Source organism: Pseudomonas triticicola (assembly GCF_019145375.1).
GTDB classification, from domain to species: Bacteria; Pseudomonadota; Gammaproteobacteria; order Pseudomonadales; family Pseudomonadaceae; genus Aquipseudomonas; species Aquipseudomonas triticicola.
This window is the reverse complement of record NZ_JAHSTX010000002.1, coordinates 517640-535691: the sequence shown is the minus strand read 5'-3', so window position 1 is coordinate 535691 and position 18052 is coordinate 517640. Positions and strand designations below refer to the sequence as shown.

15 protein-coding genes, 1 rRNA gene and 1 pseudogene are annotated in these 18052 nt (G+C 60.5%); 7 read left to right on the top strand and 10 right to left on the bottom strand.

The features are described 5' to 3' along the window. Positions 1 to 31: 31 nt before the first annotated feature. Both KVG85_RS26380 and KVG85_RS24270 read right to left on the bottom strand, forming a co-directional pair. A pseudogene (locus KVG85_RS26380) lies at positions 32 to 718 on the bottom strand (PAS domain-containing protein); the annotation flags it as partial. A gap of 204 nt (positions 719 to 922) precedes the next feature. Continuing rightward, complete coding sequence (locus tag KVG85_RS24270; protein WP_217865230.1) at positions 923 to 2236, bottom strand: MFS transporter; 1314 nt, start codon at positions 2234 to 2236, stop codon at positions 923 to 925. 343 nt (positions 2237 to 2579) lie between these two features. Between KVG85_RS24270 and KVG85_RS24265 the strand changes: the two genes are divergently transcribed. Continuing rightward, on the top strand, positions 2580 to 3998 hold the full coding sequence (locus KVG85_RS24265) for a short-chain fatty acid transporter (protein WP_016773194.1): 1419 nt from the start codon (positions 2580 to 2582) through the stop codon (positions 3996 to 3998). A gap of 60 nt (positions 3999 to 4058) precedes the next feature. Here KVG85_RS24265 and KVG85_RS24260 read toward each other — a convergent pair whose 3' ends face one another. Continuing rightward, entirely contained in the window at positions 4059 to 4349 is a 291-nt protein-coding gene (locus KVG85_RS24260) for a nucleotidyltransferase family protein (RefSeq protein WP_042609686.1), read from the bottom strand. A gap of 217 nt (positions 4350 to 4566) precedes the next feature. Between KVG85_RS24260 and KVG85_RS24255 the strand changes: the two genes are divergently transcribed. Beyond that, positions 4567 to 5739: a hypothetical protein gene (locus KVG85_RS24255; protein ID WP_217865229.1), complete on the top strand. Its 1173-nt coding sequence runs from the start codon at positions 4567 to 4569 to the stop codon at positions 5737 to 5739. Positions 5740 to 5912: 173 nt separating this feature from the next. Continuing rightward, complete coding sequence (locus tag KVG85_RS24250) at positions 5913 to 6437, top strand: SET domain-containing protein-lysine N-methyltransferase (protein WP_217865228.1); 525 nt, start codon at positions 5913 to 5915, stop codon at positions 6435 to 6437. Between the two features lie 9 nt (positions 6438 to 6446). Here KVG85_RS24250 and can read toward each other — a convergent pair whose 3' ends face one another. Continuing rightward, positions 6447 to 7091 (bottom strand): carbonate dehydratase, encoded by a 645-nt coding sequence (can, locus tag KVG85_RS24245; RefSeq protein ID WP_039761245.1) that lies wholly within the window; start codon positions 7089 to 7091, stop codon positions 6447 to 6449. Between the two features lie 140 nt (positions 7092 to 7231). On the opposite strand from can, the gene KVG85_RS24240 reads away from it, so the two are divergent. Then, the gene (locus KVG85_RS24240) at positions 7232 to 7639 is read left to right on the top strand and encodes a hypothetical protein (RefSeq protein ID WP_024014311.1); all 408 of its coding nucleotides are present in this window, start codon (positions 7232 to 7234) and stop codon (positions 7637 to 7639) included. A gap of 109 nt (positions 7640 to 7748) precedes the next feature. On the opposite strand, the gene rimI is transcribed toward KVG85_RS24240, so the two are convergent. Then, positions 7749 to 8201: a ribosomal protein S18-alanine N-acetyltransferase gene (gene rimI / locus KVG85_RS24235; RefSeq protein WP_217865227.1), complete on the bottom strand. Its 453-nt coding sequence runs from the start codon at positions 8199 to 8201 to the stop codon at positions 7749 to 7751. Continuing rightward, positions 8194 to 8940, bottom strand: a complete 747-nt coding sequence (locus KVG85_RS24230; protein WP_217865369.1) for an energy transducer TonB — start codon at positions 8938 to 8940, stop codon at positions 8194 to 8196. The genes rimI and KVG85_RS24230 overlap by 8 nt, the downstream gene beginning before the upstream one ends. Positions 8941 to 9182: 242 nt before the next feature. Between KVG85_RS24230 and mksB the strand changes: the two genes are divergently transcribed. The 3 genes from mksB to mksF are packed head-to-tail and all read left to right on the top strand — an operon-like array spanning position 9183 to position 13991. After that, positions 9183 to 10463: an Mks condensin complex protein MksB gene (mksB, locus tag KVG85_RS24225; protein WP_160768349.1), complete on the top strand. Its 1281-nt coding sequence runs from the start codon at positions 9183 to 9185 to the stop codon at positions 10461 to 10463. After that, positions 10453 to 11154, top strand: coding sequence for an Mks condensin complex protein MksE (gene mksE / locus KVG85_RS24220; protein ID WP_016773189.1), 702 nt, complete (start codon positions 10453 to 10455; stop codon positions 11152 to 11154). The genes mksB and mksE overlap by 11 nt, the downstream gene beginning before the upstream one ends. Then, the gene (gene mksF / locus KVG85_RS24215; RefSeq protein WP_217865226.1) at positions 11151 to 13991 is read left to right on the top strand and encodes an Mks condensin complex protein MksF; all 2841 of its coding nucleotides are present in this window, start codon (positions 11151 to 11153) and stop codon (positions 13989 to 13991) included. The genes mksE and mksF overlap by 4 nt, the downstream gene beginning before the upstream one ends. Positions 13992 to 14166: 175 nt before the next feature. Here mksF and KVG85_RS24210 read toward each other — a convergent pair whose 3' ends face one another. The 4 genes from KVG85_RS24210 to rrf all read right to left on the bottom strand — a co-directional run bounded on the left by KVG85_RS24210 (position 14167) and on the right by rrf (position 17995). Continuing rightward, positions 14167 to 16470, bottom strand: coding sequence for a PqiB family protein (locus tag KVG85_RS24210; RefSeq protein WP_217865225.1), 2304 nt, complete (start codon positions 16468 to 16470; stop codon positions 14167 to 14169). Continuing rightward, a complete protein-coding gene (locus tag KVG85_RS24205; RefSeq protein ID WP_071173597.1) occupies positions 16463 to 17086 on the bottom strand; it encodes a paraquat-inducible protein A in 624 nt (207 codons plus the stop codon). The genes KVG85_RS24210 and KVG85_RS24205 overlap by 8 nt, the downstream gene beginning before the upstream one ends. Next, entirely contained in the window at positions 17073 to 17732 is a 660-nt protein-coding gene (locus tag KVG85_RS24200; RefSeq protein ID WP_056790348.1) for a paraquat-inducible protein A, read from the bottom strand. The genes KVG85_RS24205 and KVG85_RS24200 overlap by 14 nt, the downstream gene beginning before the upstream one ends. A 147-nt stretch (positions 17733 to 17879) precedes the next feature. After that, a 5S ribosomal RNA gene (gene rrf, locus KVG85_RS24195) occupies positions 17880 to 17995 on the bottom strand. Positions 17996 to 18052: the final 57 nt, after the last annotated feature.

The following is an 18052-nucleotide window of genomic DNA, read 5'->3' as shown; positions in this document are numbered from 1 at the left end:
TGCTGGCCGCGTCGGCAACCGCCTGCTCGCGGTTGACCTGATCGGTAATCACCGTGGCGAACTTCACCACTTTGTACAGTTTGTCGTTGGCATCAACCACCGGGTTGTAGGACGCTTCCAGCCACACCGTACGACCATGGCTGTCGATACGCTTGAAGCGGCCAGCGACAAACTCACCGCTGTTCAAGCGCCGCCAGAAGTTCTGGTACTCGGCGCTGTTGTACTCATCCGGGGCGCAGAACGTGCGGTGATGTTTGCCTTTGATCTGCGCCAGGCTGTAACCCATGCCGTTGAGGAAGCGATCATTGGCGCTGAGCACATTGCCGTTGAGATCGAACTCGATCACGGCGGTGGAGCGCACCAGCGCGCCGATCAGGTTCTCATGCTCGCGGGAGGCTTCGATGGTGCGGGTCAGGTCGCTGGCGTAGAAGGAAATGTGTCTGATCCGGCCATCGGACGAGCGCACCGGTTGCACGATGGAACGCAGCCACGCCTCGTCGCCATTGCCGCGCAACAGGCGCACGGCGCCGGCAAAATGCTCGCCACGGCTCATCGAGTTTTTGAAGCGCTGATGGAATTCGTCGGTTTTGACGTGGGCCGGCACGATGTCTTCAATTGCCCGGCCGACCAGGTCCTGGCTCTTGTAGAGCATTTCATCGAGAAAATTCTGGTTGACCGAACGAATCCGCCCGTCGGGCTCAAGGGTCAGCGCGAGCATTTCGCTTTCCAGGCTTTCCTTCACTTGTACAAGGCTGGAAAGTTCTTCGCGCAGAGCGGCCAGCTCTTGTTTCAAGCGTTTATTGAACATGGGAAAGCACCGATGGCAGGGTAGTTAGCGGATACAACCTAGCCATCGGCCTTGCGCAGCTTTTCTGAAGCCAGCTCCAGACCCGTCAGTCGAAAATAATCCGGCGCTTGCGGTTCAGGCAGCGCCGGCAGCCTGACACGGTCCGGTACGTGGCATGCGCGCACCGAAATACGCCGCCGTCACAATCCCCACCGCGCCCATCACTGCACAGAAGAACACGCAGATCCATGGGCTCCACGGCATCAGACCAATCAGCAACAGCGGCGTGATACTTGCCCACGCCGCGTAGGCAATGTTGTAGGTGAAGGAAATGCCCGACACGCGAATCCGCGCCGGGAACAACCCGACCATCACCGAAGGCACCGCACCCACTACCCCACAAGCGAGACCGGCGACCGCATAGGCCATGCCGATCCAATGCCCGCCCATGATCAGACAGCCATACAGCACGCCAATGCCCAATGGCAGCAACAGGCTGTAGAGCATGACCGTGCGCCAGGCGCCGATGCGGTCGACCAGCAGCCCCGCGATCACGCAACCGATATTGAGGAAGACGATGCCCAAGGCACTGAGGCCGAAGGTGTGACTGGCGGTCATGCCGAAGGTTTTCTGCATCATGGTCGGGGTGATGACGACGAACACCACCACTGCCGAGGTCAGCACACAGGTGAGCAACATGGCCGGCAGCATGGCCAGACGATGTTCACGCAGCACCGTGCGCAACGGCAGTTCGACCCGCGCTTCGCGTTGCGCCTCCATGGCCATGAACACCGGGGTTTCGCTGAGCCAGCGGCGCAGATAAACGCCCACCACGCCGAACACGCCGCCGAGCAGAAACGGATAGCGCCAGGCGTAATCGAGAATTTCCGCAGGCGTGAAAACCTGCGCGAGGAAGGTCGCGGTGAGTGCGCCGATCAGGTAACCGAAGGTCAGGCCGGCTTGCAGGAAACCGAGGGCGTAACCGCGATGACCGGTCGGGGCATGCTCGGCGACGAACACCCAGGCACTCGGCACTTCTCCGCCCACCGCCGCGCCTTGCAGGATGCGCAGCGCCAGCAATAGTAAGGGTGCGAAATAGCCGATCTGTGCGTAGGTCGGCATGATCCCGATCAGCAGGCACGGCAGCGCCATCATCAGGATGCTCAGGCTGAAGACCTTTTTGCGGCCAAGACGGTCGGCGAAATGCGCCATCAGAATCCCGCCCAGCGGCCGCGCCAGATAACCGGTGACGAAGATGCCGAAGCTTTGCAGCAAACGCAGCCACTCGGGCATTTCCGGGGGGAAGAACAGCTGACTCAGGGTCAGTGCGAAGAATACGAAGATGATGAAATCGTAGATTTCCAGCGCCCCGCCGAGCGCGGCAAGGCCGAGGGTCTTGTAGTCGGAGCGGCTGAACGGCGCCGGTCGGGCTGGAGAATTGGCAGTCATGACAAAGAACTCAGGCATCGGCAAAAACCAAGGCGCTCATGGTCTACGCAAATGCGCGGATCGACAACCCGTCAGACCATAGTCTCGGTTTGCGAAAACCTGCTCAACAAAAGGGCGGCGCTTGATTTACTGTTAGCGCCTGTCCAAGGGACCACGCCAACACCGACCAGCCGCCCATGTGGGAGCGAGCCTGCTCGCGAAAGCGTCAGTTCAGACAACCCGATGCTGAATGTGCCGACGTCTTCGCGAGCAGGCTCGCTCCCACAGGGGATCTCTGTGGCTGTCGAGCCGGGCGACTGCTCCCACGGATCAAAATAACCATAAAAAATCCGAGGTACTTCCCGTGGCCGTTGATATCGAAGATAGCCGCTCCGCGCGCTTTGCCCTGCGCTGTTCCAGTTTTGCCGAACGCTGGTTTCCCGACTCCTGGGTATTCGCCGCGTTGGCCGTGATCATCGTTGCGCTGGCCACGTTGGCCATGGGCGCCAAACCCACCGCTGCAGCGATGGCCTTCGGCGACGGCTTCTGGAGCCTGATCCCGTTCACCATGCAGATGGCCTTCGTGGTGATCGGCGGCTACGTCGTCGCCAGCTCTCCGCCCGCAGTCAAACTGATCGACAAACTGGCACGCATCCCGAAGAACGGCCGCTCCGCCGTGGCCTGGGTGGCGTTGATCTCGATGGTCGCATCGCTGCTCAATTGGGGCCTGTCGCTGGTATTCGGCGGACTGCTGGTACGCGCCCTCGCCCGCCGCACCGACCTGAAAATGGATTACCGCGCGGCCGGTGCTGCGGCATATCTGGGCCTCGGCGCGGTGTGGGCGCTGGGCTTGTCATCGTCCGCCGCGCAGTTGCAGGCCAACCCGGGCAGCCTGCCGCCGTCGATCCTGTCGATCACTGGCGTAATCCCGTTCACCGAAACCATTTTTCTCTGGCAGTCCGGGGTCATGCTGCTGGCACTGATCGTGATCTCGATCATCATCGCCTACGCCACCGCCCCCGGGCCGAACTCGGCACGCGACGCCAAGGCCTGCGGCATCGACCCGGCGTTCAACCTGCCGCCACTGCAACCGCGCACTCGCCCCGGCGAATGGCTGGAACACAGCCCGTTGCTGATCATTGTGCTGGTGCTGCTGGCGGCGGGATGGCTGTTTCACGAGTTTTCGACTAAACCGGCAATTACTGCGATTTCCGGCCTGAACACCTACAACTTCCTGTTCATCATGCTTGGCGCGCTGCTGCACTGGCGCCCGCGCAGCTTTCTGGATGCGGTGGCCCGTGCGGTGCCGACCACCACCGGCGTATTGATCCAGTTTCCGTTGTACGGCTCGATCGCCGCGCTGATGACCACGGTCAAAGGAGCCGATGCGCAAACCCTCGCGCATCACATCTCGACCTTCTTCGTCAGCATCGCCTCCCACGACACCTACGCGCTGCTGATGGGCGTCTATTCGGCGATTCTCGGTTTCTTCATCCCGTCCGGCGGCGGCAAATGGATCATCGAAGCGCCCTACGTGATGCAAGTCGCCAATGACCTGCAATACCACCTCGGCTGGGCAGTGCAGATCTACAACGCCGCCGAAGCCCTGCCGAACCTGATCAACCCGTTCTATATGCTGCCGCTGCTGGGCGTGCTCGGGTTGAAGGCGCGGGATCTGATCGGCTTCTCGTTCGTGCAACTGCTGGTGCACACGCCACTGGTGCTGCTGCTGTTGTGGGCGCTGGGGACGACATTGGCGTATACGCCGCCAGTGATGCCGTAAGTCGATAAAAACGCACCTGCTCAAGGGCAGGTGCTCTTAAAACTTGGTTTGATCGCTGCTTTAGACGGGTCGCGCCTGATCAAGCACCTGCTGACGAAATTTCACGGGCAGGTCGCCGGGGGTCAGCACCTCGACCGCAACACCCAGCAGGTCTTCAAGCTCAACCTGAAGTCCGCCCAGATCAAAAAGCGTCGTGCCGGGCAGCGGGTCAACCAGCAGATCGAGATCGCTACCGTCCAGATCCGTCCCCAGCAATGCTGAACCAAATACACGCGGGTTGGCCACACGAAAGCGCCCGATCACTTCGCGGACGGCGGACCTTTGCATGTCGAGAGCAGTAGAAGGCTTCATGACTCACCCTTGGAAAATTCGATGTCGTTGCAGTCTAGCAGTGCGGACGTACACCAGGCAGCGTGCTTGTTGGCACAGCCGTAACAATATGTGCGCTGCTTGGGTAATACCGCATTCAGGCAAGAATCCACACTCAACCGCTTTTCTGTCAAACACCGCTGATCCACTATGAAGCGCCCCCAAATCGAGGGGAACCCACGCTGAAAAGGATCTGAGCATGTTCAAACTCGCAGGACTTACCCTCGTTGCACTGACGCTAAGCGCCGCCGTCCACGCCGATGTCGACGTGAAACTGGGCAGCACCGAGCGCGTCACGCGGCTCTTCGCCTTCCCCAACAATTGCAGCGTGATCTGCTTCCGCAACTGGACGCTGGAGCAGACCGTCGCGCATTACCTGAGCCAGAGCGTCCAGCGCGATGGTTACGCCGATGCCAAGGTGCTGGTGAAGACCGACAACGATCAGCTTTACGCCGAGATCACCGGAGTGCCGGACGGCTATGACAAGCCGCTGTCAGCGTTGCTCGACGCCGGCGACCTGGCTTATGCCGGCGCCAGCAAGCTCAATGCCGATGGCAAATGGGCCTATAGCTGGTATCTGTTCCTGCCGCTGGGCATGGCCTTGGAAAATCGTAAAAGCGTCGAGCTGCTGCACTTCCCGCCCGATTACTCGCTGACGCAGGCGCAGGATTATCTGCGCTCGAACACCACCGACCGCTGGGCGACTTTGCTGACCGATAACGGCATCCCCGCCGGGCAGACGCCGGCTTACCAGACCATCATCGACATCGCGCCGATCGCCGCGCCGTCCAATGCCGGCGGGGATTTGGAGGACGTCTACGACTACTTCAAGGATTACCAGACCACGCTGGTCAAGCAGTTCAGCCAGACCGCCAGCGGCACGCCGCTGCCGATGGTTGCGTTCGGGGCGCCGGTGCGCAACTGGATCAAGGAACAGTATGGGCCGACAGTTGGCGTATTGGGTCTGGCAAGCATCAGTCCGAGCGAAGGGCTGAATGTGCCGGTGCTCGGCTCGAATCATCCGAGCTATATCTGGTACGCCGCCGATCCGAAGAGCTATACCGGCGACGATGCCCAGGCCAAGGCTGACGCGGCGGGCCTGAAAGTCATGGGCCAGGATTTGAGCGCGGCTTGCTGGCAGGCCGGGATGGGCAGCAAGCCGGGCAGCGATGCGCAGGCCACGCTGAACAGTTGCACGCAAACATGGCAAGTGACGCAAAAGGTCAAAACCTGCGAGTTGTTCTACACCTCGATCCGCGACCTCAGCGCCGAACAAGCCGCAGCCAAGTGCGCCACGGCACCAGTCAAGACGCAACTGCAACAGCTGAAAGCGCCCTTGCCTGCGGCCGCCGTGCCCGCACCCGCTCTGTAATCGCTGCCGGAGCCCCCGTGTCAGCCAATGCTGACGCGGGGCAACGGTGATCGCGCCTGTCAGGTTTGACAGTAGACCGGTACCTTCATTTGCGCGACGCTTGGATCCAATCATGCTTCGCCTGGCGAGGCATGGGCACAACCCGGAGGCAACACTCAACAACAAGGATCGTTATGAACAATCAAGCCATGGGCCGGCACCTGCCGCGCGACACAGAAGGCATCTATCCGTTCGCCGGACTTCCGGTGCGGCTGGGCTTTCCATCCTGCGACGACTTCCAGATCATCCACAACGAACGAGGCGTTGCCACGGCAGTGGTCGCGCGCCGTGAGTTTCTGCGCATCAGCCGAATGTGCCGGGTGTCAGGGCAATTGCTGCCCTATCGCTGTCGACAGACCCGCCAGTTGCAAACCGGCATCCACGTTTACGATCCGCGCTTTTGCGGGGTGCTGGAACACGCCTGCGACCCGAATGCATTTCTCGACATGAGCGAATTGTGGCTGTGGGCCTTGAAAGATATCCACAGCGGCGAACATCTGAGCATCGATTACGCATCGACCGAAGACAAACTGCTACGCCAGTTCGCCTGTGATTGCGGCTCGTCGCGCTGCCGTGGGTGGATCACCGGTCACGACGAACCACCCACGCCTGAAGGCCAGCGCTTTTTACAGCGCTGGCGGCATCCAGGCCGAAGCTGAAAGCTGCGGTTACGGCGCGCCGACCGGACGCAAACGGTATTGCGGCGGCAACTGTTCGAAACCACTGATGGTGGTGTTGAGACTTTTCCAGCGGCCGTCCTTGATGCCGTAGATGCAGCCGTGGATCGACAGGGGCTGCCCGCGATGCCAGGCGTTCTGGATGATGCTGGTGTGGGCGACGTTGGCCACTTGCTGGATCACGTTGAGTTCGCACATGCGATCGACCTGCTCTTCTTCGGTCGCCAGCTTGGCCAGCTCTTCGCGCTTTTCGTAATACAGATCGCGGATCGACCGCAGCCAGCCGTCGATCAGGCCGAACTGGCGATCCTGCATCGACGCACGCACACCGCCGCAGCCGTAGTGGCCGGTGACGAGGATATGTTTGACCTTGAGCACGTCAACCGCGTACTGGATCACCGACAGGCAGTTGAGGTCGGTGTGCAGCACGACGTTGGCGACGTTGCGGTGCACAAACAGATCGCCCGGCAGCATGCCGACGATTTCGTTGGCCGGTACGCGTGCGTCGGAGCAGCCGATCCATAGATATTCCGGAGTCTGCTGGCGCGCCAGTTTGGCGAAGAAATCCGGGTCTTCCTTGGTGATCGCGTCAGCCCAACGCTCGTTGTTATCAATCAGGTCTTGTAGATCGTGCATGGATAAGGCCTCAAGAAAGATGCGCAGGTTTGATAGACGACCACCCGTCGAAGTCACGCCGCCAGCGCAAAGTGTTTTCGTTGGAATTCTCGCGCGCCCGGTGAGTCCACTGAGTAAGGCCCACACTATGAGGAATTGCCATGACTGATTCACGACGCCCTTATGATGCGGTGCAACCGGAACCCATCGATGATAACGAAGACCGCATGGGCTCGGTGCACGAGCTGGATTTCGACGACGAAGAGCCCAGCGCGAAGATCGGTGATGAGCTGCCCGAGCGTGAACGTGAACAATTGATGCCGGCTGAGCGAGTGCGTGAGGCGGGTATGACCGGGGCCTCGGTGGATGATCACCAGCCGACTGATGATGACCTGAGCCCGGAAACGTTGATTCGCGAGGACGGCGCGCGCGATGCCGAGGAAGTCGGTGAGGGTAACCAGGCGGATTGGGATCTGAGCGTGGTCGATGAAAATGACATCGGCGGCGGTGACGGGCTGGATGAAGCGGAACTGGCGGATCTGGATCCGCTGGATGGCAAGCGGAGATAAGAGGCGCATGATCTGACGCGTTCTCGAGCAGGCTCGCTCCCACAGGGTTCAGGGATGGTTACACAATCCAATGTGGGAGCGAGCCTGCTCGCGAAGCTTTCAAGGTCGGTCAGTCAACCAGGGTACAGGCCATCACCACCGCATCCTCACGCCCACCCACCGCCGGATAATAATCGCGACGGCGGCCGATCTCGTTGAAGCCATACCGCTCATACAACCTGAACGCAGAAGTATTGCTGTCGCGCACTTCGAGAAAGCATTCTCGAGCCTCGGCCGCATACGCACGCGACATCAAATGCTCAAGCAACGTCAGCCCCAGTCCACGCCCCTGATTTTCCGGCTTGACGGTAATATTGAGCAGGTGCGCCTCATCAAGAATGATCTGCACCACACCGTGGCCCACCTGCTGCTGCCCTTCGAACATCAGCCAGATCTGGTATTTGCCCAGGCCATCGAGAAAAATCCCCCGGGTCCACGGATGGCTGTACGCGGCGTATTCGATCTTCAACACAGCGTCCAGATCCGCCTCGGTCATCGGGCGAAAGGTTACAGCCTCACTCATCGGATTGTTTCCAGCGCGCCATCAGCCGACGCATGGCTTGCCACACAGCGGCCTTGCGCTGTGGCTCTTCCATTAACAGTTCCAGACCGGGAATTGCCCAGGCCAGGCCCAGACCTTCGATCTGCAATTCACTATTGAACGCTTCGGCGTCCGCTTCCCCGGCAAATTTCACCGCCGGCAGGCCGATCAGCCACAGACAGGCGCAGGGCGCCGCTTCCATCTGCACCGAGAGAAAACCCTGCACGAAGTCGCGCGCCGCTTCCGGGCCTTGATCCAGCGTGCCGCGATTGAGCCACGGCCAGCGCACAGGTTCGCCGACGATTTGCGGCGCATCCGGCAGACCGGCGGCGCGCAGCATGTCCTTGAGCAGCAGGTAGGCCGGATCGCGACTTTGAAACGCTTCGCCTGTGGGTAACTCGACCAGCAGCAGGCAGCGCCCGGCGCGCAGCAGTTGCAGGGCGAACCGTGGCGGCGGGACTGGTGCAGGCTTGACCACCACCGGCGTGTCGTCGACTTCTTCCACCGGTTTGGCGCCGTTGCGGGTACTGGCCAGCGACGGACGCGGCACTTCGATTTTCGGCCGCTCGGCCTGACGCGCGGCAGGCTGCGCCGGTGCTTCGTCCTGGGGCGCCGGAACAACCGGCACCTCAAGCTCAGGCTCGGGCATCTCCAGCAGCTCGGTCCGCGACGGTGCGGCGAAAGGCAGTTCGGTGCGCGGCAGCCAGTTGACCACCTGCATGGCGTTCAAATAGGCGCGGCGGCGGGACTCGATAAGCAAAGGTCGGCCACTTGTGGATAACGGAAAGTGCGCTGATTCTACCGCCCTTCGCACAAGATCGCTCGCTGTTGATCGATACTCCGCGCTGCGCTGCGCCGCTGCCCTTTGGGCAAAGAATGCGACAGCCCGTCCCGAGAGTGAATCGCCGCGCCTGTGATGCAGTACAATCGCCGCTTTTAATCGCCAACCAGCCGGCCATTCCGATGATCGAACCCAAGCGCGTCTTGCGCGCCCTCGCTGAACACTGGGCACTTCTGGAGCCACTGTGCGAGCACTTCGACCAAGGCACCCTGAGCCTCAACGAACTGCGCACGCAACTGGCCGCCCAACAACTCGACAGCACGCCGCAGGACATCACCAGCCTGCTCGACGTGTGGATTCGCCTCGATATTCTGGTTCCGGTGGCGAAAAGCCCGAACCGTTTCGAGCTCAACGCGCAGATCCACGACTTCCTCGCCTACCTGCGCCGCGAACACCGCCTCGGTCTGTGCCTGGAAATCGAAGCCTATTTGCGTCACCTGGAGCGTCTGGCCGGTTACATCCAGGACGCTTTCGATGTTCGTGACGGCAACGATCTGGCGCGCCAGCTGCGCTTGCTCGACATGCGCGTGCGCGACGTACTGAAGAAACTCGACAACGATGAACAGGCACTGGTGGCAGTGGCCGAACGGGCGAAGACCAGCGACCGGCAGATTCCGCTGCGTCAGCGTTACGCCGAAGTCCTGGCGACGTGGGACGAATACGTCGAGCCGATGATCGATCTGGTCAACGCCGATGGCGCCTTCGAACAAGGCGTGCGCAAGGTCGAAACAGTGCTACTGAAGATGCTCAGCGAACAGCAGCGCCTCGGCCATCTGGTCGATGACGACATGCTCCTGCGCACCCACGCGCGCATCCTCGAAATGCAGACCAGCGCGCAACTGACCCTGCGTCATGCCCGCGAACTGCTGCTGCCGTTGCGTGAAGAAGCGCGTCGGCATAACGCCGTGACCCGTGGCGCCGCACTGGCGCTGGCGGCGATCCGGCGTAAAGGCATCGACGCCGTGCCGCAGGCAGCGATGCCACTGTTCACCCGCCCGCAAAGCACCTTCCTCGGCAGCGCCAGTCAGGTCGAAGCCTACGTGTATGCCCTGGCGCGTTTCGAGCCGAAACCGGCGCGCTTCCCCAAGGCGCACAAAACCCAGAAGGCTGGCGACGCTCCACGTGCACCGCGCACCGTGCGCGAGATGGTCGATCGTTGCGAAGAATCGCTGCCGATGCCGGACCTGATGACCTGGCTGCTGGAGCAGGAACCGGACGGCGCCACCGACGAATTGCTTTACTGGTTCTCGCGCCTGTCGCGGGAAAAACGCTTCAAGCGCGAGCGTCTGGAACGCCGCGAATACCACACTCACGAGCATCAGGTCAGCCTGCGCTCCTTCGCCCTGCTCTCGGCCAGCGACACCGCCGCCGAGGATTCTGCGAGCATCCCAAATGCATCTTGATCTTTCCGAACTGTCGCAACTGGCGCCGATCTTCCGCGAGTTGTTCAAGGGTTACCACGTCAGCCGTCGTGATCCCGAGCTGTACGCACAACTGTCGAATTTCCAGGACCAGTACCGCACGCTGTTCAAGGCGCTGGGCTTTGAACTGGTCTGCGACACCCGTGGTTTCTATTACTTCGTGCCGGACATGGCCGCCGCAGCGGTGAACAAGACCGCCCAGCGTCTGGCGCTGTTCACCTTCATCCTCGTCGAGCACCTGGCCGATCAGGGCCGCGACCCGATCGCCGTGCTCGACGGCGGCAGCCTCGGCCGCGAAGAATTGCCGTCGCTGCTGGACAAGTACCGCGACCTGTTCATTCAGGCCGAAGTGCAGACCGTCGAAGAACTCGAAGAAAAAATCATGCGCCGCATGACCCAGCTTGGTTTTGCCGGCGAAGAAAACGGTGTCTACCGCTTCCTGCCGCCGATGCACCGTTTCCTCGACGTGTGCCTGTCGGTACAACAGGACCGCGACCTGGCAGCCAGCGTCCACAGCGTTCTGCCGCTGCCGGCGCCGGTGCTGATCGACGAAGAAGCCGAAGCGAAATTCCTCGAAACCGACGATCCGCTCGATCTTTCCGAATTTGAAGAAGAAAGCGAAGAAGACGCACTGGCCCGCGCCATTGCCGAAGAACAGGAGTCCGATGCATGAGCCAGGAACGCTATGGCATCCGCCGCTTTGCCCTTTTGAACACCGCCGGTTACAGCCTCGGCCTGTTCCCGCTGGAAGAACCGCTGTCGGTCTACGGCGCGAACAACCTCGGTAAATCGGCGTCGATCAACGCCTTGCAGTTTCCGATTCTGGCGCGCATGTCCGACATGAGTTTCGGCAAGTACAGCCTCGAACAATCGCGGCGTTTCTACTTCGCTTCCGACACCAGTTACATCCTCGTCGAAGTCAACCTGCCCCACGGCCCCCACGTGATCGGCGTGGTCGGGCGCGGCCCGGGCGGCGGTTTCGGTCACCAGTTCTTCGCCTATGCCGGCAAGCTCGACCTGGCCCACTACCAGAAAAACGACACCTGCCTGCGTCAGAAAGAACTGTTCAGCAATCTCGAAAAAGAAGGCCTGAAAGCCTACGAACTCAAGCCGGATGAACTGCGCCGCCTGCTGGTTGGCGGCCACACTTCGATCCCGCTCGACCTGACCCTGATCCCGCTGCGCTCCACCAGCGAGCAAAGCCTGAAGACCTTCCGCGCGTTGTTCATCAACTTGCTGCACATGCGTGAAATCACCGCGGCCAAGCTCAAGCAACTGTTCCTCGATGCCTTCGAGCACAGCCTGCGTTCCGGCAGTGTCGATTACATCGCCGCGTGCGAAGAGGCTTTCCGCGATGTGCGGCGCATGGAGCAGGACTACAACTCGCTGGTCGCCGCCGGCCCGTTGGTTGAAGCGCTGGCTAACGGCGTGAAGCAGCGCGACGTACTGCGCGGCAAACTGCATCGCCTGTCGCCGCTGCTCGATTCCCTGCTCGGCACCTGGTCGGACTACGCCACCGCACGCAAGGAAGAGCTGACCATCCAGGCCGAGCACTACCGTCGCGAGCAGGACGATCTGCAAACCGATCAGCGCGGCGGCACTCAGGAACTGATGCGTCTGGAGCGGGAAATTTCCGGCATCCAGCGCTGGCTCGGCGAGCTGTCTGTGTTGAAGAACCGCTTCGCGCTGGTCGATGACGTCAAAGTGCTCGAACAACAATTGCTCGCCGCCAAGGATGCTCACGACGAACTGGCCGGTGCCCTGGCGCAGTCGCGTCAGTTCAGCGCCGAAGATCTGGAAGAGCGTCTGCGCGATCTGGAAAAACGCCTGAAGTCGGTGAAGCAGCAACTTGATCACGCCGACAACAACAGCTATGCCCGCCTGCGCGAAGAGTTCTCGCAACAGGACGTCGAACGTCTGATGCGCCTGTTCAACAGCGCGCTGTTCAGCCTGCCGCTGGGCGAGCACGGCATCACCCTCGACGAGAACGGTGAGTGGGTCAAATCCGTGGAGCTGATTCTTGATGGCTTCAAGGGCGAGCGCTTCGAAGTGCCGGGCCTGTCGATCGACATCTCGCACATCGAGCCGCCGGCCCTGCAAGCGCTGGCCGACCGCGCCGCGTTGCGCGACCAGAAAGAGCGTCTGGAAAAAGAACTCAAGCAGCTGAAAACCCAGCAAGCCGTGGCCGCCGACCGCGCCGCGAGCAAGACCCAGACCGAGGCGCTCTATCAGCAGGTGCTGGACGCGCAGAAGGCGCTGGAAGATTTCCGTCGCACCCAGACCCTGAGCGCCGAAGAAAGCGACAAACTCGAACAACTGGCGCAGATGGAAGCTGCGCAGGACGAACTCAAGCGCTCCAGCGATGCCTTCACCGAGAGCGTCCAGCAACTGTCGGCCAAGCTGCAACTGGTCGGCCGGCAGATCGCCGACATGGAAGCCAAGCAGCGCACCCTCGACGACGCGCTGCGCCGTCGTCAGTTGCTGCCAGCGGACCTGCCGTTCGGTACGCCGTTCATGGATCCGGTCGATGATTCGATGGACAACCTGCTGCCGCTGCTCAACGACTATCAGGACAGCTGGCAGGGTCTGTTGCGTGCCGATGGGCAGATCGAGGCGCTGTATGCGCAGGTGCGTCTGAAAGGCGTGGCCAAGTTCGACAGCGAAGACGACATGGAGCGGCGTCTGTCGCTGCTGATCAACGCTTACGCACACCGCACCGATGAAGCGCTGACCTTGGGCAAGGCGCGGCGCGCGGCGGTCACCGATATCGCCCGCACCCTGCGCAACATCCGCAGCGACTACGACAGCCTCGAGCACCAACTGGCGCTGTTCAACCGCGAGATCAACAAGCGTCAGGTCTCCAACCTGCAGAGCTTCCGCATCGTCCTCGCGCCGAACAAGGAAGCCCTCAAGCACATCGACCAGATCATCCACAGCGCTGGCCAGTACGAAGAAGGCGAAACCCTGTCGGTGTTCGACCTCAGCCAGAGCGCCGAGCAGGACAACAAGAACGAAGAGGCCAAGGAATACCTCGCGCGGCTGGTGGCGGCGAACCACAACCAGCTCGGCCTCAAGGACTTGTTCGAACTGGCCTTCGAGATTACCAAGGTCAACGGCCAACCGGTGATCCACACCGATATCGATGGCGCAGCGTCCAACGGCACGACCATGACCATCAAGGCACTGACCAACATGTACTTGTTGCTGCACTTGATGGATCGCGATCTGGCCGGCCGCGTGCGTTTGCCGTACTACCTCGACGAGGCGGCGGACATCGACGAGAAGAACCAGGCGGCGCTGCTGGAAACCAGTCTGCAACTGGGCTTCGTGCCGATTCTGGCGAGTGTGAAGCCGCAGGTCTGCGCCAGTGTCGCGATCGACCTGGAAGGCGGCAGCGGCCCGGCGGGGATCTACATCGATGAGGCGGACTGGAAGTACATTCGCCGCCATGATGTGGTCAAGGCCACGCTGAATGTGCAGGCCGATGAGCCGGAGCTGGATGCGGTTTGATCGGCTTTAGCTGAAGGCAAAAAGGGCCGCGATCTGCTGGGATCGCGGCCTTTTTTTATGGTCTGGATTTTGTGTTGATGTGGCTGGCCCCTTCGCGAGCAGGCTCGCTCCCACAATTGGAATGCGTTCCCCTGTGGGAGCGAGCCTGCTCGCGAAGACTATTCGACAGGCGCCACTACTTACCCAGCTGAATCTTCGGCGCCCAGGTCAGCCATTCATCCTCGAATTTGTCGAACAACGGGAACGTCTGCTCCGCCCGCGCCGGGTTGCCCATGCGCTCGCCATCCGGTGTGGCGAAGGCAATCCCGCCCTGAATCAGTGTCTCCAGCGACTCGGTGCGCACCGTCACGCCTTTGAACAACCCATAATCGAATCCCACGCCGCTGGTGTTCCAGAAGCGGCTGCCGCTGCGCACCAGCGGCGCATACTTCGGCTCGATCAGGATGTGCACCAACACACGGTCAGCCGTTTGGCCCAACTCATAACCGGTGACCTTGCCGACCGTGATTTCGCGGTAGGTCACTGGTACGCCAGGCTTAAGCGAACCACGACGTGCGGCGCTCAACACGAGACTCAGACCCGCTTCCTGCCTGGTGACTTCCGGCGCCTCGGCCAAGACAACAAAGTTCTTCTGCGGCCCGAGATTCTTCGCCGCTGGCTGGACTTCGATGTATTTACCGGTGACCAGCGTTTCCAGATTCTGCGTCTTGATCAGGCCCAGTTCCGGCTTGACCACCCAGAACTGACTGCCGACTCGGGCGATCTTTTCCGGTACTTCGGTGATGCGTGCGGTGAGGATTACCGACTGCATGTCATCGGTCAGATCGACGCTTTCAATCTTGCCGACATCCAGCCCCTTGAAACGTACCGGCGTACCGCTGCTCAAACCGTCGGCGCGATCGACTTTGATGGTCACTACTGCGCCTTTCTTGTTCGCCTCATCGTGGTCGGCAAACAGACGGAAGCGCGGGATGCGTTTCTTCAACGGCGCATTGGCTTGTGGCGTTTCGAACGCGATACCGCCGGCCATCAGGGTTTGCAGGGATTCACTCTTGACCTGAATGCCCCCGGTCAAGCCACCGGTGAGGGTGATGCCGCTGACGTTCCAGAAGCGCGTCGAGGCGTTGACCAGGTTTTCGTATTCCTTCTCGATGTGCACGCCGATGACCAGCTGCTTCTTGGTTCGGGAGAACTGGTAGCTCTGCACCGAACCGACCTTGACCTGCTTGTACAGAATCGGACTGCCGACATCGATCGAACCCAGCGAATCGGTAAACAACACCAGATGCAGGCCCGGCGAACGCAGATCCAGCGGCGGAGCTTTCGGTCGCGCCTCGAATTCGCGTTTCGGCGCAGCGCCTTTGTCGCCCGGACGCACGGCGATGTAGTTACCTTTCACCAGCGCTTCCAGGCCGGTAATACCGGCAAGGGATATCGACGGTTTGACCACCCAGAACTGCGTGCCCTCAACCAGATAGTCTTCGGCCAACGGATCAAGGGTCAGCTCGGCTGTTGCACTGTTCAGGTCCGGATCGACTTTGAGCGCTTTCAGGTTGCCGACCTGAATGCCTTTGTACATCACGGGCGTGCGACCGGCCTGCAGGCCCTCGAAATCGCTGAGTTTGACCTTCACGCGAATCCCGGCAGCGGCAGCGTCGAAGTCTTCATAGAGACGGAACGGCAGGCTCGGATCGGTCGCCGGACTGTCCTTGCGATTCTCCGGCGTGGCGAAAGCGATGCCCCCAGCGACGATGCTGGCCAGGGATTCACTGCGCACTTTCACGCCGGACAGGTTAGCGTCGATGCTGATGCCGCTGGCGTTCCAGAAACGTGTGTGTTTGCGCACCAGTTTGGCGTAGGTCGGCTCGATGAACACCTTCAGTTCAACGGTGCTCTGATCCTCGGAAAGCACATAGCTTTTGACCTGACCGACCTTGATCTGCTTGTAGAACACCGGGCTGCCGCGATTCAGCGAGCCGAGGCGATCGGCCTTGATGGTCAGGTGCAAACCGGGCTTGGCGTCGGACAGCGGCGGCTCTTCGGCGAGTGCCTTGAACTTGCGCACGGGCTCGCCTTCACCGGGACTGATCGCAACATAGTTACCCGAGACCAGCGTTTCCAGACCGGTGATACCGGCCAGGGTCACGCTCGGTTTGACCAGCCAGAACCGCGTGCTGGTCTTCAGGTACTGTTCCACGTCCTTGTTCATTTCGATGGTCGCGATCACCCCTTTCGAGTTGCCCTCATCGTCGAGCTTGAGCGTCTTGACCTTGCCGACCGGCATGCCTTTGTAGACCACTTCAGTCTTGTTGGCCTGGATGCCTTCGCCGCTTTCGAAGCGCACCTGAATTTCGATACCGGTCTCGGAATAAGCACGCCAGCCGAGCCAGCCGCCGATGATCAAAGCGATCAGAGGCAGCACCCAAATGGCCGACCAGTTCGAAGCCGGTCGGGTTTTCGCTACAGGCAAATCAGTCATGGTCGTCGTCCGACTCCGTGTTATCCCAAATCAGTCGGGGATCGAAAGTTACTGCGGCGAGCATCGTCAGAATCACCACAGAGGCGAAGGCGACGGCGCCCAGATTGGCTTCGACACTGGCTATCCGGCCGAAGTTGACGACCGCCACGAGAATGGCGATCACGAAAATATCGAGCATCGACCAGCGGCCAATGAACTCGATGAAACGGTACATCCAGATGCGCTGACGGGCCGACAATGGCTGCCGGCGCTGCACGGAAAACAGCAGCAGCGCGATGCCGACCAATTTAAACGTGGGCACCAGAATGCTGGCGATGAACACCACGCTCGCGATTGGAATCATGCCGTGCTGCACCAGTTCGATCACCCCCGACATGATGGTGCTCGGTTCACCTTGGCCCAGGGAGCTGACCGTCATGATCGGCAAGACGTTGGCCGGAATATAGATAATGGCTGCAGTGATCAACAGCGCCCAGGTGCGGGTCAGGCTGTTGGGGCGGCGAGCGTGAACCTGCGCGCCGCAGCGGGTACAGCTCTGCTCATCGACGTCAGCTTCCTGCTTGTTCAGTTCATGGCATTCGGTGCACACCAGAATGCCCGCATCAATCGCCCGCATGGGCATCCTCTCCTGATAATGCCTGCCAGATCTGATGCGGTGACATCACCACCTCCAGCCAGACTTGCACCAACAACAAGCCAATAAAACATGCCAGCCCGAGGCCGACGGTAATTGCTGCCATATCCGCCAGCTTCACGATCGCGACAAGGACGCCCATGAGGTAGACCTCGAGCATGCCCCAGTCTCTGAGGTGGTGGTAAATACGATAGAGCAGCAAACCGTAGCTTCGGCCGACATCGAAACGAATCGTCAGTAACACAAACAGCTGGCACAGCAACTTGAGCAACGGTATCGCCATGCTGCAAAGGAAGACGACGATCGACACACCTTGCATGTCGGTGCTGAATAGACCGACCACGCCGCTCCAGACCGTATCCTGCGAGGATTGCCCGAGGATATTGAGTTGCATGATGGGTAAAAAGTTTGCCGGTACGTAAAGTAATAACGCGGCGATTACCAGCGCGAGGCTACGCTGCACCACATTATGGCGGTGGGCGTACAACTCATAACCACAACGCGGGCATAGGGCCTTTTCACCATGGGCAAGTGTCGGCTTGCGCATCAGCAGGTCGCACTCGTGGCAGGCTATCAAGTCTTCCAGCGGTAAATCTGACAGCCCGGGGGCGTCAACCGATTCTGACATACAGGCTCTGACTCCGATAAAGATGGGGCTATTCTAGTGTTCTGATTCGAAAATAACTGTGCAATTTTGTTCGCCGTAACGCTGAAAACTTTCTCGCAGGCAAAACAAAACCCCAACTGCTTTCGCAATTGGGGTTTCGGAATTTAATCTTGACGATGACCTACTCTCACATGGGGAAACCCCACACTACCATCGGCGATGCATCGTTTCACTGCTGAGTTCGGGATGGGATCAGGTGGTTCCAACGCTCTATGGTCGTCAAGAAATTCGGGTACTGACTCGCGACCAGATGGCCTCGCTTCAGCAAATTGGGTATGTGA